Annotated in this window: 25 protein-coding genes and 1 pseudogene; 11 read left to right on the forward strand and 15 right to left on the reverse strand. The window is 67.4% G+C overall.

Annotated features, from left to right (window positions below):
- Positions 1-69: 69 nt before the first annotated feature.
- Positions 70-1,401, reverse strand: a complete 1,332-nt coding sequence (locus tag FHR38_RS24280; RefSeq protein ID WP_184536830.1) for a helix-turn-helix domain-containing protein — start codon at positions 1,399-1,401, stop codon at positions 70-72.
- A gap of 365 nt (positions 1,402-1,766) precedes the next feature.
- Here FHR38_RS24280 and FHR38_RS24285 point away from each other — a divergent pair, with 365 nt between their 5' ends.
- The 5 genes from FHR38_RS24285 to FHR38_RS24305 all read left to right on the forward strand — a co-directional run bounded on the left by FHR38_RS24285 (position 1,767) and on the right by FHR38_RS24305 (position 5,366).
- The gene (locus FHR38_RS24285) at positions 1,767-2,051 is read left to right on the forward strand and encodes a hypothetical protein (RefSeq protein ID WP_184536831.1); all 285 of its coding nucleotides are present in this window, start codon (positions 1,767-1,769) and stop codon (positions 2,049-2,051) included.
- A 9-nt stretch (positions 2,052-2,060) separates the two neighbouring features.
- The gene (gene metF, locus FHR38_RS24290) at positions 2,061-2,978 is read left to right on the forward strand and encodes a methylenetetrahydrofolate reductase [NAD(P)H] (protein WP_184536832.1); all 918 of its coding nucleotides are present in this window, start codon (positions 2,061-2,063) and stop codon (positions 2,976-2,978) included.
- A gap of 46 nt (positions 2,979-3,024) precedes the next feature.
- Positions 3,025-3,711: a CDP-alcohol phosphatidyltransferase family protein gene (locus FHR38_RS24295; protein ID WP_184536833.1), complete on the forward strand. Its 687-nt coding sequence runs from the start codon at positions 3,025-3,027 to the stop codon at positions 3,709-3,711.
- Positions 3,712-3,927: 216 nt separating this feature from the next.
- The gene (locus FHR38_RS24300) at positions 3,928-4,317 is read left to right on the forward strand and encodes a hypothetical protein (RefSeq protein WP_184536834.1); all 390 of its coding nucleotides are present in this window, start codon (positions 3,928-3,930) and stop codon (positions 4,315-4,317) included.
- Between the two features lie 227 nt (positions 4,318-4,544).
- Complete coding sequence (locus FHR38_RS24305; protein WP_246446732.1) at positions 4,545-5,366, forward strand: polysaccharide deacetylase family protein; 822 nt, start codon at positions 4,545-4,547, stop codon at positions 5,364-5,366.
- Positions 5,367-5,388: 22 nt separating this feature from the next.
- On the opposite strand, the gene FHR38_RS24310 is transcribed toward FHR38_RS24305, so the two are convergent.
- The 3 genes from FHR38_RS24310 to FHR38_RS24320 form a co-directional block, all read right to left on the reverse strand.
- The gene (locus FHR38_RS24310; RefSeq protein WP_184536835.1) at positions 5,389-6,300 is read right to left on the reverse strand and encodes a hypothetical protein; all 912 of its coding nucleotides are present in this window, start codon (positions 6,298-6,300) and stop codon (positions 5,389-5,391) included.
- A gap of 123 nt (positions 6,301-6,423) precedes the next feature.
- On the reverse strand, positions 6,424-6,846 hold the full coding sequence (locus FHR38_RS24315; RefSeq protein ID WP_184536836.1) for a RidA family protein: 423 nt from the start codon (positions 6,844-6,846) through the stop codon (positions 6,424-6,426).
- On the reverse strand, positions 6,843-7,676 hold the full coding sequence (locus FHR38_RS24320) for an NAD(P)-dependent oxidoreductase (protein ID WP_184536837.1): 834 nt from the start codon (positions 7,674-7,676) through the stop codon (positions 6,843-6,845). The genes FHR38_RS24315 and FHR38_RS24320 overlap by 4 nt, the downstream gene beginning before the upstream one ends.
- 79 nt (positions 7,677-7,755) lie before the next feature.
- Between FHR38_RS24320 and FHR38_RS24325 the strand changes: the two genes are divergently transcribed.
- The gene (locus FHR38_RS24325) at positions 7,756-8,721 is read left to right on the forward strand and encodes a LysR family transcriptional regulator (RefSeq protein ID WP_184536838.1); all 966 of its coding nucleotides are present in this window, start codon (positions 7,756-7,758) and stop codon (positions 8,719-8,721) included.
- Here FHR38_RS24325 and FHR38_RS24330 read toward each other — a convergent pair.
- The gene (locus FHR38_RS24330) at positions 8,675-10,156 is read right to left on the reverse strand and encodes a phytoene desaturase family protein (RefSeq protein ID WP_184536839.1); all 1,482 of its coding nucleotides are present in this window, start codon (positions 10,154-10,156) and stop codon (positions 8,675-8,677) included. The genes FHR38_RS24325 and FHR38_RS24330 overlap by 47 nt on opposite strands.
- A gap of 220 nt (positions 10,157-10,376) precedes the next feature.
- Here FHR38_RS24330 and FHR38_RS24335 point away from each other — a divergent pair, with 220 nt between their 5' ends.
- The gene (locus FHR38_RS24335) at positions 10,377-11,363 is read left to right on the forward strand and encodes a phosphotransferase family protein (protein ID WP_184536840.1); all 987 of its coding nucleotides are present in this window, start codon (positions 10,377-10,379) and stop codon (positions 11,361-11,363) included.
- A gap of 7 nt (positions 11,364-11,370) precedes the next feature.
- Here FHR38_RS24335 and FHR38_RS24340 read toward each other — a convergent pair whose 3' ends face one another.
- On the reverse strand, positions 11,371-12,237 hold the full coding sequence (locus FHR38_RS24340) for a hypothetical protein (RefSeq protein WP_184536841.1): 867 nt from the start codon (positions 12,235-12,237) through the stop codon (positions 11,371-11,373).
- 181 nt (positions 12,238-12,418) lie between these two features.
- Here FHR38_RS24340 and FHR38_RS24345 point away from each other — a divergent pair, with 181 nt between their 5' ends.
- Positions 12,419-13,510 (forward strand): IS630 family transposase, encoded by a 1,092-nt coding sequence (locus tag FHR38_RS24345; RefSeq protein WP_184536062.1) that lies wholly within the window; start codon positions 12,419-12,421, stop codon positions 13,508-13,510.
- Between the two features lie 32 nt (positions 13,511-13,542).
- Here the strand turns inward: FHR38_RS24345 and FHR38_RS24350 are convergent, their stop codons facing one another.
- The 4 genes from FHR38_RS24350 to FHR38_RS24365 all read right to left on the reverse strand — a co-directional run bounded on the left by FHR38_RS24350 (position 13,543) and on the right by FHR38_RS24365 (position 16,738).
- Positions 13,543-14,661, reverse strand: coding sequence for an IS630 family transposase (locus FHR38_RS24350; RefSeq protein ID WP_312882384.1), 1,119 nt, complete (start codon positions 14,659-14,661; stop codon positions 13,543-13,545).
- An 86-nt stretch (positions 14,662-14,747) separates the two neighbouring features.
- On the reverse strand, positions 14,748-15,839 hold the full coding sequence (locus FHR38_RS24355; RefSeq protein ID WP_184536062.1) for an IS630 family transposase: 1,092 nt from the start codon (positions 15,837-15,839) through the stop codon (positions 14,748-14,750).
- 47 nt (positions 15,840-15,886) lie between these two features.
- A complete protein-coding gene (locus tag FHR38_RS24360) occupies positions 15,887-16,318 on the reverse strand; it encodes an HflX-like GTP-binding protein (protein ID WP_221449164.1) in 432 nt (143 codons plus the stop codon).
- Between the two features lie 21 nt (positions 16,319-16,339).
- Positions 16,340-16,738, reverse strand: a complete 399-nt coding sequence (locus FHR38_RS24365; protein WP_184536843.1) for a hypothetical protein — start codon at positions 16,736-16,738, stop codon at positions 16,340-16,342.
- A 219-nt stretch (positions 16,739-16,957) separates the two neighbouring features.
- Between FHR38_RS24365 and FHR38_RS24370 the strand changes: the two genes are divergently transcribed.
- Both FHR38_RS24370 and FHR38_RS24375 read left to right on the forward strand, forming a co-directional pair.
- The gene (locus FHR38_RS24370) at positions 16,958-18,481 is read left to right on the forward strand and encodes an N-acyl homoserine lactonase family protein (protein ID WP_184536844.1); all 1,524 of its coding nucleotides are present in this window, start codon (positions 16,958-16,960) and stop codon (positions 18,479-18,481) included.
- Positions 18,478-19,104 (forward strand): TetR/AcrR family transcriptional regulator, encoded by a 627-nt coding sequence (locus FHR38_RS24375; protein WP_184536845.1) that lies wholly within the window; start codon positions 18,478-18,480, stop codon positions 19,102-19,104. The genes FHR38_RS24370 and FHR38_RS24375 overlap by 4 nt, the downstream gene beginning before the upstream one ends.
- A gap of 200 nt (positions 19,105-19,304) precedes the next feature.
- Here FHR38_RS24375 and FHR38_RS24380 read toward each other — a convergent pair whose 3' ends face one another.
- A complete protein-coding gene (locus tag FHR38_RS24380; RefSeq protein WP_184536846.1) occupies positions 19,305-20,315 on the reverse strand; it encodes an NADP-dependent oxidoreductase in 1,011 nt (336 codons plus the stop codon).
- Between the two features lie 90 nt (positions 20,316-20,405).
- Here FHR38_RS24380 and FHR38_RS24385 point away from each other — a divergent pair, with 90 nt between their 5' ends.
- Positions 20,406-20,966 (forward strand): TetR/AcrR family transcriptional regulator, encoded by a 561-nt coding sequence (locus tag FHR38_RS24385; protein ID WP_184536847.1) that lies wholly within the window; start codon positions 20,406-20,408, stop codon positions 20,964-20,966.
- A 166-nt stretch (positions 20,967-21,132) separates the two neighbouring features.
- Here FHR38_RS24385 and FHR38_RS33640 read toward each other — a convergent pair whose 3' ends face one another.
- The 4 genes and pseudogenes from FHR38_RS33640 to FHR38_RS24405 all read right to left on the reverse strand — a co-directional run bounded on the left by FHR38_RS33640 (position 21,133) and on the right by FHR38_RS24405 (position 23,668).
- Positions 21,133-21,558, reverse strand: a complete 426-nt coding sequence (locus FHR38_RS33640; protein ID WP_376771496.1) for an Imm1 family immunity protein — start codon at positions 21,556-21,558, stop codon at positions 21,133-21,135.
- Entirely contained in the window at positions 21,497-22,333 is an 837-nt protein-coding gene (locus tag FHR38_RS32535) for a DddA-like double-stranded DNA deaminase toxin (protein WP_184536849.1), read from the reverse strand. The genes FHR38_RS33640 and FHR38_RS32535 overlap by 62 nt, the downstream gene beginning before the upstream one ends.
- Before the next feature lie 85 nt (positions 22,334-22,418).
- Positions 22,419-22,892: pseudogene (locus FHR38_RS24400) on the reverse strand (NUDIX domain-containing protein).
- Positions 22,893-22,972: 80 nt separating this feature from the next.
- A complete protein-coding gene (locus tag FHR38_RS24405; RefSeq protein ID WP_184536850.1) occupies positions 22,973-23,668 on the reverse strand; it encodes an MFS transporter in 696 nt (231 codons plus the stop codon).
- Positions 23,669-23,747 lie beyond the last annotated feature (79 nt).

The raw sequence follows: 23,747 nt of genomic DNA on the forward strand, positions 1-23,747 counted from the left end.
GACGCTAGCCGTTGGACATGCTCGCCCCGGTTGCGACCCCGACCGCAGGATGCCCGGCAGGTACGGCGGTCATCGAAGTACGACCGGTGTCGGTAGGTAGGAATGGGCTGCGGCGACCAGGGCGGTATGTTGCCGTACCGCCGGTTCATCCCGGTGCGGCGCTAGTTGCCGGCGTACCCGCACCAGTTCGGTGGCCGCTCGCACGGACCCGACCCGGATGGCGTCGAGTAGCGCCGCGTCCGCGATCACGCAGGCTTGTTCCACCTCGCCGAGGCGCAGGTAGGTGCGGGCCAGCCAGGCACCGTAGACCGCCGAGCTTCGACCGGGTGCCACCTGGTGCCGGGCCTGCGCCAGCAGCGGCTCGGCGCGTAACGGTCGACGCAACGCGGCCAGGCAGCGGCCGGTCATCGCGGTGAGTTCGGTGTCGTCGAGCCAGTAGAGCCACGGCGGGTCGTGGGCCGGATCGCGCCGGTCGGCGGCCCGATGCGCGGCGGTGAGCGCGGTCTGGGCGGCCCGGGTTCGCCCGTCGAGAGCCGCGGCGAAGGCGATCCGGTGCAGCAGCAGCGCGCGTACGCCGGGGGTCGCCCGTCGGCGCGACCCGGCGTATGCGGTCTGGGCCAGGATCAGGGCACCGGCCGCTTCGCCGAGGCTGGCGAGTAGATGACTGGCCGAGCCGAGGACGTGCGCCGCCAGGCATCGGTCGCCGTCGGCGGCGGCGGTGACCAGGGCCAACCGGTACGCGTCCCACGCCGTCTGCTCGGCTCCGGCGTCGGCGGCCAGCCAGCCGGCGAGCTGCCCGGCGGTGGCGACGAGGGAGCGGCCCGAACGGCGGGTGGCCGCCTCGGGACCAGCCAGTACGGAACGCGCCCGGGCCAGTTGGTCCAGGCCCTGGTGCAGCAGGTCCACCCCGCCGACCAGGTCGTCCAGCCGCCGTAGGTTGGTGATGTCGGCCATGGTGATTCCTGCGCCACCTGTCGGGCCGGTGGTCGAGGTGGCTGGGGGGAAGGGCAAATCGCCCAGGTCGGCGCTGAGTGGACCGGTCGGGTCGGCGAGCCAGGCGTGGGCCAGCGTGATCAGGCGCTGCCGGTCCGGCATCGGGGTCGGGCCGGGCCCGGCCGAGCGGCCCCGCACCCTCAGGGTGGCCGTGGCAGCGGCCGTCAGGCAATCGAGGGGCACCTCCAGTACGGTGGCGAGCCAGCCCAGCCAGAAGTCGCCGGGCACGCGCTGCTGCCGTTCCCAGCGGGAGATCTCGTGTCGGCTCAGGGTGGCCAGGCCGGATGCCTGGCACAGCCGTTCGGCCACGTCGAGCTGACTCCAGCCATGGGCCAGCCGAAGCTGGGTGAGCAGCGGGCCGAGGAGCGTCGACCGGTCGGGCCACGGGTATGGATCGGGCGGTGTCACGGGGGTCCTCCCGCTGAGCTGTCGTGCGAACCGGCTCCCTGGTGAACCGGCTTCTCCGGCGAACCGGGTTCCCTGGCCCGCCCGACGCCAGGTGAGCCGGCGTCGGGCAGCCGGTCGCGGTCCGCGACTGGATGTGACCCCCGCGTGCGACCCCCGGGACAGCTGGCTGCCCCGTACACGCTGTGTTCCCTTCTACCCCACTGGTACGACAATCCGCCGGCCCAGGTGGCTGGCCGACGTAGCTGGCCCCGGGGGCCAGCTCGGCTGGCCCCCTGTGCTGGCTCCTCCCTGCTTGCCCCTCCGGCGGTTTGCTGGCGGACGTCGTGGAAACCCACGTCATCCGAACGACCGCGAGGAGTGAGCCGATGAGCGAGTTGCCGTTCGACCTGGAGAACCCGCCCGACGAGCCGCCGGCCGGAGTCCCGAGGCCCATGGCGTGGCGACTGGCCATCCGGCTGTACCGCGATCATGTTCCTGTGGTGGGCGATCCAGCTCAGCCACCGGCCTGCCAGACCTGCGGTGAGCCGTGGCCCTGCTACGGCCGCCGCCTCGCCGAGCGGGGGCTGATCTCGGCCTGGCAGGACCTGCCCCGGTCCACCGGGTGGGAAGGACACCGGGAATCCGGTGAGTCGGAGCCGCCGGACCGGTAGGGTCGGAGGGTGGCACTCGGTCTTCCCTCCGTTCTCCCTCAGTCGCAGCCGTCGATCGGGGAGCTGATCCAGGGTTCCCGCCCGACCTTCTCGTTCGAGTTCCTACCGCCGAAGACCGCCGAGGGCGAGCGGCAGCTGTGGCAGGCGATCCGGGAGTTGGAGCCGTTGCGGCCGTCGTTCGTGTCGATCACCTACGGCGCGGGTGGGACGACCCGGGACACCACGGTCTCGGCCACCGAGCGGGTCGCCACCGAGACCACCCTGCTGCCCATGGCGCACCTGACTGCCGTCAACCACTCCGTCGCCGAACTGCGGCACGTCATCGGCCGACTGGCCGGCGCAGGGGTGCGCAACGTCCTCGCCGTGCGGGGTGACCCGCCGGGCAACCCGACCGGTGAGTGGATCCAGCATCCCGAGGGCATGCTCTACGCCGAGGAACTGGTCCGGCTGGTACGGGAGTCCGGCGACTTCAGTGTCGGAGTGGCGGCCTTCCCCTACAAACACCCCAGGTCACCCGACATCACCACCGACACCGCCCACTTCGTCCGCAAGTGCCGAGCCGGGGCCGACTTCGCCATCACCCAGATGTTCTTCGACGCCGACGACTATCTGCGCCTGCGGGACCGGGTCGCCGCCGCCGGCTGTGACACGCCGATCGTGCCGGGCGTGATGCCGGTGACGCAGATCGGCACCATCGAACGTTCGGTCCAGCTCTCCGGAGCCCCCTTCCCACCGGCCCTGGCCACCCGCTTCGAGCGGATCGCCGACGATCCTGAGGCGGTACGTCGACTCGGTATCGAACAGGCCAGCGAGATGTGCCGGCGACTGCTCGACGAGGGCGTGCCGGGCATCCACTTCATCACCCTCAACCGGTCCACCGCGACCCGGAAGGTCTGGCATAACCTCCAGCTCGCCGCTCGGGTGTAATCCGGGCTGGCGCGCTACCTGAGCCGCCGCTGACAGGTTGAGTTGGGTGGTGGGCACACGGGTGAGACTGAGCTGGGACGACTACGCGGCCATCTGGGCGCGGCTACACGGGGGATTCGACCCCCGACTGGCCGCGCCGAGCGTACGCGGCTGGCTGCGGATGGCATACCGGATCGGTTATCTGCTCGCCAGGCTGCGGGTGACCCCGAGCGCGGTGACCGTGGTCGGCGTGCTGCTCTCCGTCGCCGTACCGGTGGCGGTGCTGCGTACCCCGACCGGACCGCTCATCGGCGCGGGCCTGGTCGTGCTCTCGGCGGTGGCGGACAGCGTCGACGGCGCGCTCGCCGTGGTCACCAACCGCTACAGTCGGCTCGGCTACGTCTACGACTCGGTGGCCGACCGGTTCGGTGAGGCCTGCTGGCTGGTCGCCTTCTGGTTGGTCGGTGCGCCGGGGATCCTGGTCGTGGCGGCCGGCGCGCTGTCCTGGCTGCACGAGTACGTACGGGCTCGTGCCGTCTCGGCGGGAATGAAGGAGATCGGCACGGTGACCGCCGGGGAGCGACCCACCCGGGTCTCGGTCGGGCTGGTCGGGCTGCTGGCGGCCGGGGTGACCGGTCTGATCCAGCCGGACCTGGCCGCCGGCACGATCACGGTGGTCAGCGCCGTGTGGATCCTGCTCGCCCTGTTCGGACTGGCCCAACTGCTGGCCGTCGTCCGCCGTTCCCTGGCCTGAGGTGCCAACGTCGAGCAGTGATCTGTCGATCGTGAGTCCCTCGCCGTGTGCGGCAATACCACTATTTGGTCAGGCATCCTGGAGAACTGACTGACCTGACTGTGAGTGAGCTGGTCAAGATGCGCGTCGGAAACACCGGCCAGGTGTGGGGTTGACGGCCAAAGATCCACAATGGAGGATGGCGCACGAAAACCGTGAGCAAGAAGAAGGAAAAGTATGCCAAAGCAGCAACGCTTGCACCCGATGCGGCGAATATTGGTCGCCTTCGCAGCCACAGTCGTGGCGCTACTCGGCTCCGCTGTGGTCGCCTCGCCGGCCCAGGCCTACTGCGGATGGGCTCCCCAGATAAACGGTGAAGGTTACGTCGTCTCCAACCATATGACGTATCTGCGAACCGGTCCACGCGCCGCGTGTTCGCACAACCTCGAGATCGGCGCTGGCAAAAAGATCTGGCTCCATTGCGAGTATCAGAACGAATACGGCAACGTGTGGTACTACGGCCGCCTAGAGGGCACCAATGTTTATGGCTGGATCTACGACGGGAACGTCGGCTACTACTATCATGACGATAATGGCAACGGACTCTACGAATTCGCCACGTGCTGATTTTTGTGGGTGTTGATTTGCTGCCGTAACGCACTCCGCTAAACGGCAAGTGCTCCGCATGGAATGTCCTGCGGCGGCGATCCTCATCGACCTCCTGAATCGACCTGGCCCCGCCCGCGACGAGTTGGCGGGGCCACCACCACTAGAGTCAGCACGTGAGTCAATCTCGCGATAGCGATGCCGGGTCAGATCAGAGTGGACGGCGGCGACCGCGAAGCCGGTGGTACATGCGGATCGTGCCGGTCGCAGTCGCCGTACTGGCGGCGATCCTGTTGGTTTCCGGGGTGCCAGGGGCGACCGTTCAGCGGACCATGGCACGGGCGGTGCCCTCCGGCGTTGCCCAGCCGGGTGCCAGCGGCAGTCCAGAGCCCACCGCCGCCACCCCCACGCCGACCCGGCCAGCCAGCAAGTACGCGGCCCGGCTGCCCCAGTTCTCGGCCCCGCCAACGCCGGAACCGGTCACCGTGCCGGACGGTCCGAACGCGGCCTGGTACCACCGGATCCCGACCAGTCAACCGGTGGCGTTCATAACCATCGACGACGGCTGGGTGAAGCATCCGGAAGCCCGGGAACTGCTGGCGGCGGCCGGGGTGCCGGTGACGCTCTTCCTGACCATCGACTCGATCAAGGACAACCCCGACTACTTCCGACAGCTCCAGTCGGACAAGGTGACCATCGAGGCGCACACGATCAGTCACCCGTCCCTGCGCGGCCAGTCGTACGCACTGCAACGCCGGGAGCTGTGCGGATCGGCCGACCAGCTCGGCAAGTGGTACGGCCGCCGGCCGATCTTCTTCCGGCCGCCGTTCGGCAACAAGGACACCACCACCCTGAAGGCCGCCCGGGACTGTGGCATGAAGGCGGGCTTCTTCTGGACCGAGACGGTGCACGAGGGCAAGGTCCGCTACCAGAAGGGAAAGACGGTCCAGGCGGGCGACATCCTGCTGATGCACTTCCGCCCGGCGTTCGTCGAGGACTTCATCGCCGCGCTCGTCGCCATCCACCGGGCCGGTCTGACCCCAGCCCTGCTCAGCGACTACGTACGTTGAGAACGGTCAACGCAGGAGAAAGCTAGTCTGGTTCCGAGACGTTGGCCGGCGGCAGTCGGGCCAGGTCCTCGGCGGACACCGGTCGTAGGGCCATCAGGTTCATCAACGGCCCGAGGCTCCACTGCTCCCGATCCGAGCTGTCCCGACTATCGGCGGCCGAATAGCTCGTCACAGTGATCTCATAGGGGGCATCGCCCAGGCAGAACTCTACGATGCTCAGCCGGTCATCATATGAAGGCTCGATCAGAACCCGGTCGGTCGTACCGTCGCACCTCTCACGGCCCCGCGCGGGCTCGATGACGACTCTCAGGGTGGGCCCGGTGGAGGTATCCGCCCTGTGGTGATCGGAGAGGACGATCGCAACGCTGTAGTTGCCGGCACCGGCGCGCACGGCGTGGAATCCGGGCACATCCACCATCACCAGCGGTACGCCAACCGCCCGAAAGTCGTCGGCCCGCCAGGCGACCTGACTGAACCGTTCGACCAACACGGCTCCAGTCGGCGCGACGACTATCGCCAGCGCCGCCAGCAATGCCCGCCGGGCGCTGACCGGACGGGCCGCCATGGCCAGGGCGAGGTGCACCACGAGCACGACAACCGCCCAGCAGATCGCGATCGCCCACTTGTCCCGGGCCTGCCCGCCCGCCGTCACTCCCATCGGTATCACCACCATGGAAGCAAGGGGGACGAGCAGGTGCACCGGGTGGGAGCGGCGGCGGCCAGCCAGCAGAAGGACCACGACCGCCAGTACGGCGGTGGTCACCACTCCGGCCAGCCACAGGACGGGAATCGGGAGAGGGGAACTATGCCAGTCCTCATCGGTGAGGCGTAGGGCGACCACGACAACAGCCAGCGCACTTACCAGCCCGCAGGTGAGCCCCTCGACCAGCCGGCGCCGCCAGGTGCTGGGGGTCGTCGTACGCGGTTTAGCCATTCATCGATGTTCGCAGACGCCCCTCATCCGTGCCTCCCCGCAGCATCCACCACGGTGGGGCGGGTACCGGCAACGGAGCCCACGCACAGTCAGCGGAGTACAACAACCGTCAGCGGTGCCGCGTCATTTCGATGCCTTCACTACTGCGGTCACCTCCACCTCCAACACCGCTCCGGGCAGGAAGAGTCGGCTGACCTCGACGGTCGTGCTCGCCGGTGGAGTGGTTGCCGGGGCGGCCGGGAAGAGTCGACGGCGTATCGCACCGTAGGCGGGCAGGTCGTCCAGATCGGTCATGAAGGTACGGATGTGCAGGACGTCGGCGAGCGTCGCGCCGTGGGCGGCGAGTACTCCGTCGATGATTTCGAATACCCGTTCCGCCTGGGTGGCTGCGTCGCCCGGTGCGACCACCTCGCCGATGTCGTCGACCGCGACCTGCCCGGAGAGCATGAGCAGCGCGCCCCCAGGGAGATCGACCCGAGCGATGTGTGCGAAGCGGTCGCCGAACGGCGCGGCGACGGTCGAGGGGTTGTCCAGGGTGAGATTCATCGGGGCTCCGTACTGACGAGGGTGCAGATGTCCGCTGCCGGATCGGCGGCGACCAGGAGTTGGAGGGCGGCGGTCGCCACCGGAACGTTGGTGGTCACGTCGCGCAGGGCGAGCCGTACGTCCTTGGCGGCCAGGGCGTTCGCGAACGACGCGCCGGTGGCGGTCGCCCGCCTGACCGCCCCGCCCAGCGGCCCGGCGGCGAGTACGTCGAACGCCACCGCCCGGTCGACGTCGAGCGCGTCGGCCACGGTCAGGGTGTCGCGCAACGCGCCGAGAGCGGTGAGCATCGCGGTGTTGACCACGAGTTTCAGCGCGGCGGCGGCACCAACCGGGCCACAGGAACGGATCGTGCCGAGGTGCCGCAGGACGGGTTCGACGAGGTCCAGGGCGGCAGTTGGGCCACCGGCGAAGATGGTGAGACTGCCGGCCGCGACGGCGTCGACACTGCCGCCGACCGGCGCGTCCAGGAGCGACACCGTGTCGGGCAGGCGGTCGGCGATGTGGCGTACCTCGTCCGGGCTGATCGTCGACATCTGCACCACGACCGTGCCGGGACGCAGCGTGTGCACCACCGCGTCGCCCTTGCCGGACGTAGGGGAACCGAAGAGAGCGGCCTCGACCGCGCCCGCATCGGTCAGCATGGTGATCACCAGGTCGGCCCCGGTCACTGCGCGGCTGGGGGCGGCGGCGAGCACCGCCCCCGCCTCAGCCAGCGCGGCGGCGCGGCCCGGGGTGCGGTTCCACACGGTGACCCGATGACCGGTGGCCAGCAGCCGACGGACCATCGCCGACCCCATCTGACCGGTGCCCAGCACTGCGATTTCTGACATGGCCACCACGCTAGGGCTGACGCTGGTATGCGACCAACGAATGTCTCGCATCGCTGCCATGCGGCGATAGCATGATTATGTGGATACCCAACTCCTGGAGGTGTTCCGGACCGTCGCCCGGTACGGCTCGATCACGGCCGCCGCCCGCGTCCTGCGTTACACCCAGTCGGCCGTATCCCGACAGATCGCAACGCTGGAGACGGAGATTGGAGCGCGGGTTCTCGACCGGCTGCCCCGGGGCGTGACGCTTACCGAGGAGGGGCGAATACTGCTCGGCCATGCCGAGGCCGTCCTCGACCGGCTCACCGCCGCCCGGCGGGACCTCGACGCACTGCACGGCCTCGGCAGCGGACGGCTGCGCGTCGGCGCGTTCCCGACCGCCGTCGCCGCCCTCGTACCCCGGGCGCTGGCCGCGTTCCGCACCGCGTACCCGGAAGTGGCATTGTCCCTGGTGGAGGGCCTGACCCCCGCGCTGCTGGAGCGGCTGGTCGCCGGGGACGCCGACGTTGCCGTGGTGAGCACGTCCCCGACGAGCCTGCTCGACCAGGGTCGATTCGACCTGCACCACCTGCTGGACGAGCGGCTGCTGGTCGCCGTCTCCCGGGAGCATCGGCTGGCCCGGCGACGCACGGTACGGCTCGCCGAACTCGCCGACGACGCGTTCATCGTCGGCTCGTCGACCGCCGAGGAGACCCTGCTGCGGGCCAGCCTGCCCAGCGGCTTCCCGCCGCGCATCGACATCGTCGCGGCCGAGTGGACCGGCAAGCTCGGCTGTGTCGCCGCCGGGCTGGGCGTCGCGCTCGTCCCGGCGCTGGCCGTTCGGGGCACGCCGACCGACATCGCGCTGCTGCGCCTACATACGCAGGACGAGTCGGTCCGGCAGATCTACGCCGCCACCGTCGCCGGGCGAGCCAAGCCACCCGCGTTGACCCGGTTCCTGACCTATCTAGACGAGTCGGCACGCGGACTCGACCAGGACCGGCAGCCGGGGACAGCGGTCAGGCGGGGCCGATCTGGCCGGCGACGATCTGCGCCGACAGGGTGACCATCGGCAGGCCACCACCGGGATGCGCGGAACCACCCACCAGGAAGAGCCCGTGTGCCGGCCCTCGGTTGGCCGGACGGAGCAGACTGCCGGCCGTACCGTAGATCACGCCACCCGGGGCGGCGGTGTCGGAGGCCAGGTCCGCCGGGGTCCGGACCTCTCGGAACACCAGCCGATCGCGCACGTCGACCCCGCGCGCGGCGAGCACATCGAGGACCCGATCCGCGTACGCCTCGGCGAGCCCCGCCCGCCGCCAGTCCACCCCCGACATGCTCCGACCGTGGCGGGCGGCGTTGACCAGCACGAACCAGGATTCGTGCCCGTCCGGGCGGACCTGCGGATCGTCGGCCACGGTGACGAAGACCGTCGGATCCAGCGCCGGCCGGGCCGGGACACCCCGCCCCGGGTGGCCGAAGACCGCGTCGAACTCGGCGTCGTAGTCGTCGGGGAAGAACACGGTGTGGTGGGCCAGTCCAGATGATCCCCGTACGCCGAGCAGCAGGACGAAACCGGCCAGACTCCGGTCTGTCAGCCCGGTCAGCCGGCTGGGGGAGGGGAGCAGGTCCCGATAGACGGTGAGCGCGTCGACGTTCGCCACCACCACGTCCGCGCGGGCGGGGGCGGTGGCGCCGGCCAGTCGTACACCCTGCACCCGGCCGCCGGCGGCCTCGATGCGGGTGACCGTGGTGCCGGTCTGCACCACCACGCCCAGGTCGAGGCAGCGGGACAGCAGCGCGTCGGCGAGCGTGCCCAGGCCGCCGCGCAGATACCAACCGCCGAAGGCCAGTTCGGCGTACGGCACGGCGACCAGCGCGGCCGGGGCTCGGCGCGGATCGGCCCCGGTGTAGGTGGCGTACCGGTCCAGCAGCATGCGCAGCCGAGGATCACGCAGGTGGTGGCGGCCCAGTCCCCGCAGGGTCCGGCCCGGGGCGATCGCGGCCAGGTCACCCAGCCGCCAGGCCAGCCGGGCCAGGGAGAGCGGCGAGTCGACCGGGCTGCGCAGAATGTCCCGCCACGAGGCGTCCCAGACCCGCTCGGCTCGCCGCCACAGCCGCGCCCAGTCGGTGGCGGCCGGTGCGCCGAACGCCTCTTCGATCCGGTCGGCGAAGATTGTCGGCTCGGCGCACGAGTCCAGCCGGGTGCCGTCCGGAAAGACGTGCCGCACGATCGGGTCGAGCGGCACCAGGTCGACGTACTCGTCCAGCTTCGCGCCGGTGGCCTCGAACAGTTCGGTGAAGACCTGCGGCAACGTGAGCAGACTCGGGCCGGTGTCGAAGTGGAAGGTCCCGTCCGGGGTCTCCCGGGAATAGCGGCCGAGTTTGCCGCCGACGGTGTCCGAGCGCTCGTAGACGGTGACCTCGTGTCCGGTGGCGGCCAACCGGGCCGCCGTGGCCAACCCACCCACCCCGGCACCCACGACCGCTATCCGAGCCATGGCAGTCTCCTTATGCTGCTCTGCCCAATGCCTTTCAGGGGCAACCCGGTGGACCAGCTTCCCGGTGGACCGGGCAAAGGATCGTGGAAACTTGTCCGGCCTGTGCGCCGGAAGAGTTTCCACGTTAGTCACCGAACGGGCCACACTCGGCTGACCCTACCAGCGGGCGACTGCGCAGCAGCGCTCGTGACCTGCTGTTTCCTGTCTTCGAAAGGTGATCATGGAACGCGTGTTCCTGCAACCGGAGGATGTACGTGAACTGGTGACGGATCAGTTCGGCGTCAGTTGCCGGATCGCCGCGCTGGACCGACTGACGGGTGGCACCAAGAAAGGCGTATACCGGCTGAGCCTGGACGATCAGACGAGCGTGATCCTCTACGTGTGGGCGGCCGGCGAAGACTATTGGCCGCCATTGCCGGCTGTCCCGGACGATCCGTTTACCGACGCATCGGGCGCGGAACTGTTCGCCACCAACCACGCGGCCCTCGCCGCCGTCAACGTACGGATTCCGCAGCTGCTGATGCTCGACCGCGATGGCCGCTACCTCGACGCCGATATCGCATTACTTGAGGATGCGGGCGCGGTGAAGCTCGAAACGTTGATCGAGCGTGATCCGGTTGCCGCCGCCACGCCACTGTCCATGCTTGGTGACGCCCTGCGGCGTATGCACACCACGTTCAGCTCGAAATGCGGCAGGCTCGCCGCCACCACCGCCATCGCCGAAGCGTCCCAGAGCCGACGCGCCGAGGACATCATTCTCGACCAGGCGCTCAGTCAGCTGTACGCCGTGGCCATCCGCGATCCTCGGCTGGCCACGGCACACGACCGGATAGCCGGACATGTCCGTCGCCTCCGTGACGCGATCACGGACCGTCAGACGTACGGGCTGGTGCACGGCGAGCTCGGGCCAGATCACGTACTCGTCACACCGGCCGGTGAACCTGTCATGATCGATGTCGAAGGCCTGACGTACTTCGACGTCGAATGGGAGCACGCCTGGCTACAGATGCGCTTCGGTGACGCGTACCCGTTGTTGCGCCCCGTCGACCTCGACCCGCACCGGTTGGCGCTCTACCGGTACGCCCAGGTGCTGTCCCTGATCGAGGGGCCGCTGCGCATCGCGGACACTGACTTCCCCGATCGGCAATGGATGCTGGACCTTGCCGAGCGAAACATCAACAAGGCACTCACCGATGCGACGGGGTAGATCCGCACTACGACGTGCCGGTTTCGGCATCGAGCTGAGGCTGAGGCTGAGGCGAATGCTGATGCCGACGTCTGGCTCGGGCGGCGAGCCAGTTGAACCCCAGGGCGTACGCCGCAGCACCCAGCAGGAGGGTGGCGCTGGCGCTGTACCCCCAGTAGCCGACCAGCACGGGCGGGTTGGCCCAGACATCCGTCGACAGTCCCGCCAGCGTGATTGCCGTGCTCGCCGCGATCGGTGGGACCACCCACAGCAGCGCGTACAGTCCGTTGAACTGGTGGTCCTGCAGAAAGCCGGTGATGTTGGTGACCGACCAGCCCAGCAGGAGAAGGACTACGAGCGCCCAGCGCGTCGCACGCCGATCCAGGCGCCTGCCGAGTAGCGCGCCGAGACCGACGCCAGCAGCGGTGTAGAGCGGGTAGGTGGCCAGCTCACACAGGAGGACCTGAACGAGGACGGGGTCGTCGAGTGGCGCGCTGGGCGGGTACGTAACGGGCCAGTAAGTGCTCCCACGCGCCTGGGCGAGGGGGTACGCGACCGCAAAGGTCACGCCTGCCATGAGTACGGCGAGCGGGATCGCCACCGCCAGTGCCCTCGTCTGTGTGTGCCGGCGGGCGAGGGCTGCGCCGGCCAGTAGCGCCAAGAGTTGTCCGCACAGGACGCCAGCGGTGTGCTGGAAGATCCGCGTGGTGTAGAACTGCTCGAGCTGTTGGTCGTCGCCCTGCGCGTCGTAGTTGATCCAGAGGTTGTAGAACTCGTCGTTGAACGGCATGGTCATGAACACCAGCAGCGCCATTACTGGCAACGACCAGACAGCCGGGTGCGTCGCCGTACGCCACAACGCCAGCAGCCCAGCGCCAGTCTTCCCCGGAAGCATCTGTCAAGCCTTGCCCACCCCGGTCACCGTGCGGCAACGCGAACAGGCCGATCGGATACCTTCGATAACCCGATGTGGTCACCATCGGCGTAGCCCTCGATCGTGTCACCACACAGTTTGAGCGCTGTCTCTAGTGTCCTGCGCCAGAAATTCGCCTTATAAGTGGGTGTAGGCTACGAGGATGCCAAGAACCGGGCGTCCGACCCCACCGTTGACGCTGACGGACGAAGAGCGGGCGACGTTGACGCGCTGGTCACGGCGGGCGAAGTCGTCGCAGGTTCTGGCGATGCGGTCACGGATCATCCTGGCGTGTGCCGAGGGCGCCTCGAACGTCGACGTGGCGACGGAGCTGGGTGTCCATCTGTCCACTGTGGGTAAGTGGCGGCGGCGGTTCCTGAAGCTGCGGCTCGACGGCCTTATCGACGAGCAACGGCCGGGCCGCCCGCCGTCGATCAGCCTGGACCAGGTGGAACAGGTGGTGGTCGCGACTCTGGAGCAGGTACCACGCAACGCCACGCACTGGTCCCGCACGTCAATGGCCGAGCGATCCGGGCTGTCGAAGTCCACCATCGGGCGAATCTGGCGGGACTTCGGCCTCAAGCCACACCGGGCGGACACGTTCAAACTGTCCACCGATCCGCAGTTCATGGAGAAGGTCGTTGACGTGGTCGGCCTGTACCACAACCCGCCGGAACGGGCCGTGGTGCTGTGCGTCGACGAGAAATCCCAGATCCAGGCCTTGGACCGCTCCCAGCCGGTACTGCCGATGATGCCCGGCATGCCGGAACGCCGCACCCACGACTACGTCCGTAACGGCATCACCAGCCTGTTCGCCGCGTTCAACGTCGCCGACGGCACCGTGATCGGCCAACTCCACCGCCAGCACCGCGCCACCGAGTTCCAGAAGTTCCTGACCGCGATCGACAAGACCGTGCCCGCCGACCTCGACATCCACCTGATCTGCGACAACTACGGCACCCACAAGACCCCGGCCATCCGGGCCTGGCTCGCCAGACACCCCCGCTTCCACATGCACTTCACCCCGACCGGCTCGTCCTGGCTCAACCAGGTCGAACGCTGGTTCGGCTACCTCACCGAACAAAAGATCCGTCGTGGCGCGCACAAGAGCGTCCGGTCCCTTGAGGCGGACATCCGGGCGTGGATCACCGACTGGAACAGCAATCCACGTCCCTTCATCTGGACCAAGACCGCCGAAGAGATCCTCGAATCACTCGCACGATTTTGTAGGCGAATTTCTGGCGCAGGACACTAGTGCCGTGACCACGAACGTTCAGAGTGTCGGGGTCAGGCTGCGCGGGTGGCGGGTTGGCCCCATTGTCGTTGTCGTTCGCTGCGAATGCGGGCGCGTTCGCGGCGTTGGGCTGCCAGGACGTCGGGATGGCGGGCGTTGGCGTTGCGCCAGCGCAGGTAGGTCTGCAGCCGGCGTGTGAGGACGGTGTGGTTGGGGTGGTTCGAGCCGGCGATGACGAAGGTGCGTAGCGGCCCGAACTGGGCCTCGATCGGGTTGGCCCAGGAGGCGTAGGTCGGGGTGAAGCACAACTCGACCTTGTTCCGGGCTGCCCACCTGCGAATTTTGAGGCCTTTGTGTGCGGACAGGTTGTCCAGGATCACGTAGATCGGTGCCCCGTCCGGACGGGCGGCGCGGATCGACTTGAGTGCGGCGAGGGTGTTCACGGCACTCTTGCGGCATCGGACGACGCCCCAGAGTTGGTCGTCACCGATGCTGTAGCAGCCGTGGAACTGCCGGACGCCGTGCAGTTTGTGATAGTTCGCGGGCAGCCGGTGTGGGTGTCGGGCCGGTGCCCACCCGGCGCCGGCCTGCGGGCGGATCGTGAGGGGACCGAACTCGTCGAACGCGAACACCCGCTGCGGGAAGTGGCTGCTCACGTACTCGATCCGGGCGAGTTTGGTGTCCCGGTCAGGGTCGGTGGACTCCTTCCACGTTTTTGTCCGCTGGAAGGTGATCTTCTGCTGGTGCAGGATCTGCCGCAGCCGCTCCCGCCCGATACGGATCGGGCGGGCAGTATGCGAGCCCAGGTAGTCGGCGAGCTTACGCACACTCCAGCGGGTGAACGGTTTCCCCAGTTTCTCGGGGCGGGTGTTGGCCGTCTCGACGATGAACGCTTGATCGTCAGGACTGATCTGGCGGGGACGGCCACCCGCCCACTGAGGGTCCAGGCTGGCCATCCCCATCTCGTTGAACCGGTGGATGACCTGCCGGATCGTGTCCTCGTCGGCTTGGACGAGGCGGGCGATCGCCGGCACCGTGTTCCCGCCGGCCGAGGCGAGCACGACCATCGCCCGCCGTAGTCGGATCGCTGAACCGGTTCCCCGGCGAGTAATTCTGAGCAGCTGCTGACCCTCCTGGTCACTCAGCCGCCGCACACGTACAGGATCTGCCACCGCCACAGCCTGACCGCCACGACGCCGCCCAGCCGACAGGCCGGACGGCGTGTCACCCAACACCGCGAACGTTCGTGGTCACGGCACTAGTGTCCTGCGCCAGAAATTCGCCTACAAAATCGTGCGAGTGATTCGAGGATCTCTTCGGCGGTCTTGGTCCAGATGAAGGGACGTGGATTGCTGTTCCAGTCGGTGATCCACGCCCGGATGTCCGCCTCAAGGGACCGGACGCTCTTGTGCGCGCCACGACGGATCTTTTGTTCGGTGAGGTAGCCGAACCAGCGTTCGACCTGGTTGAGCCAGGACGAGCCGGTCGGGGTGAAGTGCATGTGGAAGCGGGGGTGTCTGGCGAGCCAGGCCCGGATGGCCGGGGTCTTGTGGGTGCCGTAGTTGTCGCAGATCAGGTGGATGTCGAGGTCGGCGGGCACGGTCTTGTCGATCGCGGTCAGGAACTTCTGGAACTCGGTGGCGCGGTGCTGGCGGTGGAGTTGGCCGATCACGGTGCCGTCGGCGACGTTGAACGCGGCGAACAGGCTGGTGATGCCGTTACGGACGTAGTCGTGGGTGCGGCGTTCCGGCATGCCGGGCATCATCGGCAGTACCGGCTGGGAGCGGTCCAAGGCCTGGATCTGGGATTTCTCGTCGACGCACAGCACCACGGCCCGTTCCGGCGGGTTGTGGTACAGGCCGACCACGTCAACGACCTTCTCCATGAACTGCGGATCGGTGGACAGTTTGAACGTGTCCGCCCGGTGTGGCTTGAGGCCGAAGTCCCGCCAGATTCGCCCGATGGTGGACTTCGACAGCCCGGATCGCTCGGCCATTGACGTGCGGGACCAGTGCGTGGCGTTGCGTGGTACCTGCTCCAGAGTCGCGACCACCACCTGTTCCACCTGGTCCAGGCTGATCGACGGCGGACGGCCCGGCCGTTGCTCGTCGATAAGGCCGTCGAGCCGCAGCTTCAGGAACCGCCGCCGCCACTTACCCACAGTGGACAGATGGACACCCAGCTCCGTCGCCACGTCGACGTTCGAGGCGCCCTCGGCACACGCCAGGATGATCCGTGACCGCATCGCCAGAACCTGCGACGACTTCGCCCGCCGTGACCAGCGCGTCAACGTCGCCCGCTCTTCGTCCGTCAGCGTCAACGGTGGGGTCGGACGCCCGGTTCTTGGCATCCTCGTAGCCTACACCCACTTATAAGGCGAATTTCTGGCGCAGGACACTAGCGGCGGTGGCGGTTTGGCTTTGCCGTTCTGTCGGGGGTGAGGCGTCGGGGTTGGGTCGGTACGGTCAGGGCCGAGGTTGATCGAGCCACGTCGGCCAGGGTGAGAACCAGGCGTCCGAACCGGGCCGACAGCCATCTGCGCTGGTACGTGGTCAGCTCGTTGACGAACACGACTGCGTCAACGTCAAAGGACTTACCTGCTGCGGCGACCTGCTCCAGCTTTCCGCGACCGATGAGAAATCGTCGGGACAGCGGTGAGGCCAGCAGCCGTACCCCGCCGGCAGAGACGCCTCGGCGCTGGACGAAGCGGGCCAGGACTCGGCCGCCAAGTGCGGTGACCTCGGCGTCCAGAGTGTCGAGTTGGTTTTGGTAGTCGCGAACCTTGGCCGAGAACAACCCGACAAGGATGACGGTGCGGATGGTGGTCACTTCGCCAGCATCGCTGACGGGTCAGCACAGGCGGGCGTTCAACCGCCCCCAGCCGTTCTGTTCCATCAGCCGTCTATCGAACCAGTGATGCGAGGTGCTGTGCGGATCGGGCAGCGTGCGGGAGGCGTACCAGCGGTCGGTGCGCCGGAGGGCCGCCAGCAATATCAGCTGGTCGCGATGCGGTAACTCGGCCAGTCGTAAGGCAAGGTCGAAGCGTGCGCTGACCGGATCGCAGCCGTAGCAGCTGCAAACGGGGATCGGCGGGCACAGGGGATAGTCGGGCTCTCGCGTGATCTGGCTCCATGCGTGCAGCAGCCTGGCGAGCGTATCGGGCTGCCAGCCCTGGGAGTGCTCAATCAGTGCCAGTCGGCGTACGGTCGATCGGGAGAGGTGGGGGATCTTCGGGAGTGGATGGTCCATCACGGGGAGCCGGGCGGACAGCCGTCGTAGCTGAGCGGGGCGCTTACGCGGCATGAGCCTTTCGGTTATCGATCATGCTTGCATGATGCAAGCCGGCTGGTGGCGATGCAAGCCATCGGTGCACCGTTCTCCACTTCGATGGCTGTGATCGTTCGTTTGCCGTCGTGGCCTAATATGCAAACGCCTACGGTTGCATATCCGAAAGGTGGTGGGCCACCGATGGCGAAGACCCTGAGCAGGGTCCTGGGGAAGGTCCTGTTGCTCGTCCTGAGCCTGGTGGTGGCGGCGGCCTGGCTCATCATCCTCAGACTGAAGGACGTGGCGGTGCCCGTACTCGTGGTCTACGGCCTGCTGTTGCTCGGCCTGGTGATCGGGCTGATCTGGCCCGGCGTGTACGGACGGCGGTTCGGGCGTACTCAGGTGGGGAAGTTCATCGGCGTGCCGGCGGGTCTGGGCACGCTCGGGCTGTACTTCGCCGTCGTCTTCTACATCGCGGATGTCCCCGTACTCCTCGGTCTAGCCGCCGCAGCCGCCCTAGCCGCAGCGCTGGTTACCGGCTTACGCGGACGCCGGGGTACGGCGAAACCGGCCGCCAGTCGCTCCCGGCGAGCGCTCGTGCTGGGTGGCGTCGGTGTCGCGCTGGGTACCCTGAGCGGGCTGTCGGTCGGCAGGGTCGAGCGGCATCGCCAGGACCAGCTGACGCAGGCGGAGAAGATACGGCAGGAGGCGATCCACGCTCCCGGTCGGCGGCAACGCATCACCGACGGCGCAGTACGCGTCTTCCCGCTGCACACCGGCGACACCGTGGTCACCTTCGGACAGTTCTACGGCGGATTCGACGGCTGGGACGGGGTGAACGGTTACCTGCGGACTTTGCTCGACAAGACGCTGATCACGGTGCCGGTCTACGCCTATCTCGTCGATCACCCCCGACACGGGCTGATGATGATCGACGCCGGGATCAACTGGGAACAGGCACACGACCACGACGGGTACTACAACCACAACGCCATGGTGTCGCGTCTGCTGAGCGACCGTGACGAGTACCGCATGACCTCCGAACAGGACCTGCGGGTCCGTGTGGCTCGGCTGGGGTACGACGTCACGGACGTCACGACCGTGTTCCTCACCCACGTTCACGACGACCATGCCGGCGGCCTGCGCCACCTTTCCCAGGCCACGGTCGTGATGGACCGGCGCGACTGGGAGCACGGCGTGGTGTATCCGTACTCCTTCGACCTGGTCAAGGACAACCTTGCCTTCCCGAGATTCGACTCGGGCGCGTTCCATGCCTTTCCCGATAGCCAGGACTACTTCGGCGACGGCAGTCTGATTCTGCTGCCGACCCCCGGACACTCACCAGGACACATGTGCGTGCTGCTGCACATGGACGACGGCAACGCGCTGTTCATGGGCGACACCCTCTACACACTTCCCCACTTTGCAGTTGACCAAGTCCGGCAGATGACAATCGGCGGTACGGATACCGTCCACCAGATCGACGCGGCCCGACGTATCCAGGAACTACTCACCGAAGCACCCAACACCGTGCCGATGTTCGCCCACGACAACACGCCCTACCAGCTCGAACTGGTCGACTCCGCGTTCTCACACGGGCGACCGGACGCAGCGGGTTTCAGGAGGCTCCGCCAGCACATGAACACCGTCCTCACCTCCGACTGGCGACTACGCCCCGGACACACTCCACACCTCGCCCAAGCGGGACGGGTGGAGTTCCGATGACCAGCCGTTCCCGGGGCAGGCCCCGCGACCCCCACGCCGACGAGCTGATCATGAAGACCGCGCTGGAGTTGTTCGTGGAACGCGGGGTCGAGGGCGCAAACTTCGAGCAGATCGCCAAACGTGCCGGAGTGGCCAAGGTGACGATCTACCGACGCTGGTCCTCGAAAGAGGAACTGCTGACCCAGGCCATCGAGCAAGCCCGTACCCTCGTCCCGGAAGCAGAGATCTGGGCATCGACGGACACATCAGCGCAGCAGCCCGATCAGCGGCTGATGTACTCCTGGACGGGCACCCTCGGCGACCCGCGATTCCGGGCCGCACTCGCCCAACTCATCGGCTCCAGCGTCAGCCACCCCGCTCTGCTTGCCACCTACCGCGAGCAGTACATCCAGCCCCGGCGCCAGCTCATCCTTACCGCGCTTGAGCACGCCAAGAAGGAAGGAAAGCTAGCCGAGGACACCGATATCGCCGCTGTCGTCGACATGGTCGTGGGCGCGGCCATGTACCGCATGCTCATCGACCCCACGGCGGCGACCGACCCCGCCGCCACGCGCCGATACCTGGACAACGTCATCCGCCACGCCAACCGGCTGCTCCAGCCCGAGAGCGAGGTGCAGACTTGACCGGATACACATCGACGTCCACACACATGACCCCACCGGCTACGAACGAGTTCGGAGCCGGTGGGGTCAAGAGCCAACAAGCAGGTTCGGTCTGTTCGCTACGCTCACCCTGCCCGATGTGGACAAGGCCGTTGCCGAAATCGGCCACCGCAACGCTCGGATGCTGTTCCCACGTCGCGCCTGACCAAGCCAGCCAATCCTTACGCGACGGTGAGCACGATCTTGCCCTGGATGTGGCCCCGGGCGGCTCGTTCGTGCGCCGCTCGCGCCTCGGCGAGCGGGAACGTGCTGTCGATGGCGACGCGAACCGTGCTCGCGTCGAGCAGTTGTCCGAGTTCGGCAAGCTGCGGACCGTTCGGGCGAACCTGGGTGCCCGAGACTGTGACACCCCGCCTTGCGATCTCTTCGGAGTCGTACTTACCTAAGAACACCGGGAACAACGCGCCGCCACGCTTGAGTGTGCGAAGCAAACGACTGCTTTCGCGAGTGCCGGCCGTATCGACAACGAGGTCGACGTCGCGCACGGTCTCCTCGGGACGGCTCCTGGTGTAGTCGAGGAATTCGTCAACGCCGAGCTTGTGCAGGAACGACTCATGTGTGCCCGATGCCACCGCGATGACGCGTGCACCCTTCCACTTCGCCAACTGCACCGCGAAGTGCCCCACGCCGCCGGCGGCGCCATTGACGAGCACCGTCTTGCCGGCATCGAGGGCGACCGGGTGATGCCGGGCCGCTTGGAACGGCGACGGATGATCGTGTCCGAGCTCGATCAGGAACTGCCACGCGGTGAGCCCCGCCATGGGCGCTCCTGCGGCATGTACGTGATCGATGTTGGGCGGCTTGCGTGCCAGGTCAAACGCGGGCGCGGCCACGTACTCGGCATAGGCACTGGCGTCGAAGCTGGGGAAGCGAAGGAGCCCGAATACCTCGTCGCCGACCGAGAAGCCGTCCACATTTGCGGCGATGGCTTCGACGACGCCCGACACGTCCGTCCCGGGAATCACGGGCAGGTCGAACTTCGGCCTCGTCTCCGGAGGCAGGTTGGCCATTCCGTCGCGCAGGTACCAGTCGGGAGGGTTGATGCCGACCGCGTGTACGCGGACGAGCACCTCACCCGGCTTCAGCTCGGGAACCGGGACCTCCTCGTAACGCAGCACCTCGGGGCCCCCGTGCTCATGCAGCCGGATTGCCTTCATCATGTTCGGTGGCATCGCTTCCTCGATTCAGCATGGATAGAATGCCCTAAGCGGGGCGGTGCTCCGAATGTATGGAGCAGTGCTCCGGTTGTCAAGGTGGGGTGTATGCGAGCTGACGCCAGGAAGAACTACGACCAGCTACTCGCGGTGGCGCGCGCTGTCGTGACCGAGGAAGGTGCCGACGCGTCGCTGCGCGACATCGCCCGCAGGGCTGGCGTCGGGCTGGGTACGCTGTACCGCCACTTCCCCACCCGGGAAGCCCTGCTTGAGGCCCTGCTTCGGACGAGCTTCGACGAGCTGGCAGCAAAGGCAGCCGAACTCGAGACGTCGGGCTCGGCCGGGGATTCCCTCGTGTCGTGGCTACGCGATTTCGTCGCGTCCGCAGAAAACTATCGGGGCGTCATAGCCTCGATGGTGGCCGCCATCTCGGACCCGGAATCCGCGCTGCACGCCTCGTGTGTGGCGATGAGAGCTGCGGGCGCCCGGCTCCTCACCCGCGCTCAGACCGAAGGCGCGGCGCGGGCCGACATCGACGGCACCGACCTGTACGCGCTGGCCGGAGCGCTCGCGTGGGTTGGTGACCAACCCGCGCTCGCACCCCGTGCCGATCACCTCTTCGACGTCATCGCCAGCGCGATCCTGACGAATCCAGCGACAACCCGCTGAAATTCTTACGTTCTCGATGTCGAAGGCGTAGCTCAACAAGTGGTAGATGACTGATCAGCCCAGCTGCCGTGCTGGCCGCCACCCAGACCCCCGACACGGCATCACCGGTCTGCGGCCTTAACGACAGGGCAAATATTTGAAGATATGGACGAACTCCCATGCGGTGTCAGCGGTTGTCGTCACCCTCCCGGAGCCACTGTAAGAGGTTGGGGCGCTTACCGGTTGCGGCAAATTCGTGTACGGCGCGTCGGGCGACGGATGGGCTTACCCGAAGCTCGTGGGGATCGGGGTGTATGGGCTGCCCGCCGTAGTCGAATCGGACATCCGCCGGGCCGGCGGTGAGGGCAGGTTCGTACCCGTAGCCGCCACCTGCACCGATCCACCTGACGAAGGCTCGGTCCGGGTGGCCGAGGCCGACTTCGAGGCAGTCAGGGAAATCCTCATCGAACGGGGAGTGGTCTGACCCGCTGGGCGGGATGACCGTGACAGCGAGTGGCAGCACGCTGACCGCTGCTTGGGCAAGGATCTCGTCAAGAGCCGCCTCGACCTCGTTGGGAGTCGACACCGTTCGGCGGTTGCCGGTCCAGATCATCTGTAAGGTCACGATGCGATTCCCTTCCCGGTGCCCTCATAGATGCGGTGTAGCCGAAGTCCACTGGCGTCCACCACGTACACGGTAAGACGTGCACCTGACGGGATGACGTGCGGTAGGAGCTGGTCACAGCCGAACGGCCGGTCGTCACACGGCGCTTGTTGATCACCAGAGTGACATCTCGGGGACCGTTTTCTGCCCGTAGGCGCGCGGCGACATGACCCTCAACATGGTCGGTGACCGTGACGGGATGACCACCGCCGCGTACCGGGCGCAGACCGTGGGCGGCGGCCTTCAGTCGGCCACTGGAAAAGAGCTCGTTGTTCAGGTGCCGGCGGTCGCTGTCGAAGGCGTAACCCCTGACGTTTTCCCCCTCGCGCCAAGGTGTCAGCCAACCGGCAAGACGGACTACCGCTGCCGGAACGGGCGGTTCGGAGGTGACCGCAACGGGCGTCGGGCTGTCGCCATAGCTGCTCGGCACCGTCGGCCGGTGTTGTCCTACCAGTCGTACGGTTGCTCCGATCGCTGTCGCGAACTCGGCGAGCGCTGCCGGTACGGCGCTGAGCAGCGTCTCTGCCTCTCGTAGCCGGTCTATTGCCTGTGTCTGTTGGCGTAGCGTCTCGCCGACGAGATGATGCCCTGAGGTGGCGGTGATGGCGTGAAACCGGTCGCGGGCTTGCTGGAGGCTATCGGCAACGTGGACCAGACCCTTTCGCTGTTCTGTGACAGCGTCTACTACCGCCTGCAGCGCGGCACCGATTTCGGCGATGCTCACCTGTGTCCTCCTGGTGGCACGGTAATCGGGTTCAGCTTAGGAGGGGGGCGTCCGCAGTGCGGTTATCGGCCGTTATCTGGTCCGGCTATCCCAGGTGAGGTGTCTCGCGATCCTGGGCGTGGTGGTGCAGGCGTAGTCGTACGGTGTCGTGGATGGGGATGTGGTCGAACTCTGTGGGGTCGATGAAGCGGACCTCGCTCGACTCGTCGCTGACCGTGATGTTGCCGCTCACGATGCGGCCCAGGTAGGTGAGGTTGAATTCCTGGCGGACTTCGCCGTCGCTGTAGGCGATGACGTGGTTCGGGTCGGTGTAGATACCGAGTAGCCCGGTGATCTCGATGTCGAGGCCGGTCTCTTCCTTGACTTCGCGTACGACGCACTGCTGGAGGGTTTCGCCGATCTCCATGATCCCGCCGGGCAGGGACCAGTTGCCCGAGTCCGTACGGCGTTACATGAGTACCCGACCTGCCTCGTCGGTGACGAGCGCGGAGCCACCCGGTACGAGGCTGTTCGCCGCTGGCGCGTCCGGATCCTGGTAGTAGTCTCGCCGCCCGCTCACCGCCGTACCCCCTCGGTCTTGACGTCGGAGAATCTAGTTCTCTGCGGGGCGATGTGGCTGTTGGTACGTTCTTCGGCTTGTCAGCGACCGGCTGAATCTGCCAGCGGAGACTGGGGTTCGCTGGGGAGTGGCGTTGTCGTGGCCGGGGCGGCCGGCGGGCTTGGTTGGGACCCGCGCTGAACCAACATGACGATGCCGGTCACGACTGTAACGGCCAGTGCGATGGCGACAACCAGTAGTGCGGGGATCAATAGCGCATATCGCCAGGCCAGTATCTGCGTCAGGATGCCGGTGACGACGGGGCCGAGCAGGAGCGCAGCGCCGAGCGTGATTCCGAGCACCAGTCGGGCCTGAGAACGCATGCGGCCCAGTTGACCGGACAGGCCGAGAACGACGCCGAGAACGGCCCCGGCGCCCAGCCCGCCGACGACCCGAGCGACCGCCATCACCGCAGCCCCCGGCGCGAAGGCGTTCACCACGCTCCCGAGGAGCAGGAACAGCAGCGCCGGCACTACAACTGCGGTGGGCCATCGCCGGCCGAGCAGGTAGCCAGGCACGATCAGGGCGGCGCTTGCCACCGCGTACGGTGCGATCATGGTCGCCGCCGTGGCTGCGGCGGTCAGTCCGAGGTCGTGCTGGATCGCGCTGCCCAGCGGTCCGATCGGCGCGGTGAGCAGTGCGGCGCCGAGCAGCGCGCCGAGGGCTGGCCCAGGAAGCGACCAGAGCGGGCGAACCATCGGCGGCCGGGTTGATGCGGGGTATCCGGGGGCGAACATCCAGCGAGTGTATGCATCATCGGTGATACGACGCGATGTGACACGAAGAGATCTCGACCGCTCGCGGTCCGCGCCGGCC

The sequence above is a fragment of the Micromonospora polyrhachis genome, assembly GCF_014203835.1.
GTDB lineage: Bacteria > Actinomycetota > Actinomycetes > Mycobacteriales > Micromonosporaceae > Micromonospora_H > Micromonospora_H polyrhachis.

Excerpts from the sequence above, each read along its gene's own strand:
- FHR38_RS24345 (WP_184536062.1), top strand. The coding sequence starts at position 12,419 with ATGCCAAGAACCGGGCGTCCGACCCCACCGTTGACGCTGACGGACGAA.
- FHR38_RS24320 (WP_184536837.1), bottom strand. The coding sequence starts at position 7,676 with ATGTCAGAAATCGCAGTGCTGGGCACCGGTCAGATGGGGTCGGCGATG.
- FHR38_RS24405 (WP_184536850.1), bottom strand. The coding sequence starts at position 23,668 with ATGTTCGCCCCCGGATACCCCGCATCAACCCGGCCGCCGATGGTTCGC.
- FHR38_RS24375 (WP_184536845.1), top strand. The coding sequence starts at position 18,478 with ATGACCAGCCGTTCCCGGGGCAGGCCCCGCGACCCCCACGCCGACGAG.
- FHR38_RS33640 (WP_376771496.1), bottom strand. The coding sequence starts at position 21,558 with ATGATCTGGACCGGCAACCGCCGAACGGTGTCGACTCCCAACGAGGTC.
- FHR38_RS24385 (WP_184536847.1), top strand. The coding sequence starts at position 20,406 with ATGCGAGCTGACGCCAGGAAGAACTACGACCAGCTACTCGCGGTGGCG.
- FHR38_RS24310 (WP_184536835.1), bottom strand. The coding sequence starts at position 6,300 with ATGGCTAAACCGCGTACGACGACCCCCAGCACCTGGCGGCGCCGGCTG.
- FHR38_RS24300 (WP_184536834.1), top strand. The coding sequence starts at position 3,928 with ATGCCAAAGCAGCAACGCTTGCACCCGATGCGGCGAATATTGGTCGCC.
- FHR38_RS24285 (WP_184536831.1), top strand. The coding sequence starts at position 1,767 with ATGAGCGAGTTGCCGTTCGACCTGGAGAACCCGCCCGACGAGCCGCCG.
- FHR38_RS24365 (WP_184536843.1), bottom strand. The coding sequence starts at position 16,738 with ATGGACCATCCACTCCCGAAGATCCCCCACCTCTCCCGATCGACCGTA.
- FHR38_RS24380 (WP_184536846.1), bottom strand. The coding sequence starts at position 20,315 with ATGCCACCGAACATGATGAAGGCAATCCGGCTGCATGAGCACGGGGGC.
- FHR38_RS24355 (WP_184536062.1), bottom strand. The coding sequence starts at position 15,839 with ATGCCAAGAACCGGGCGTCCGACCCCACCGTTGACGCTGACGGACGAA.
- FHR38_RS24330 (WP_184536839.1), bottom strand. The coding sequence starts at position 10,156 with ATGGCTCGGATAGCGGTCGTGGGTGCCGGGGTGGGTGGGTTGGCCACG.
- FHR38_RS24305 (WP_246446732.1), top strand. The coding sequence starts at position 4,545 with ATGCGGATCGTGCCGGTCGCAGTCGCCGTACTGGCGGCGATCCTGTTG.
- FHR38_RS24315 (WP_184536836.1), bottom strand. The coding sequence starts at position 6,846 with ATGAATCTCACCCTGGACAACCCCTCGACCGTCGCCGCGCCGTTCGGC.
- FHR38_RS24340 (WP_184536841.1), bottom strand. The coding sequence starts at position 12,237 with ATGCTTCCGGGGAAGACTGGCGCTGGGCTGCTGGCGTTGTGGCGTACG.
- FHR38_RS24370 (WP_184536844.1), top strand. The coding sequence starts at position 16,958 with ATGGCGAAGACCCTGAGCAGGGTCCTGGGGAAGGTCCTGTTGCTCGTC.
- FHR38_RS24335 (WP_184536840.1), top strand. The coding sequence starts at position 10,377 with ATGGAACGCGTGTTCCTGCAACCGGAGGATGTACGTGAACTGGTGACG.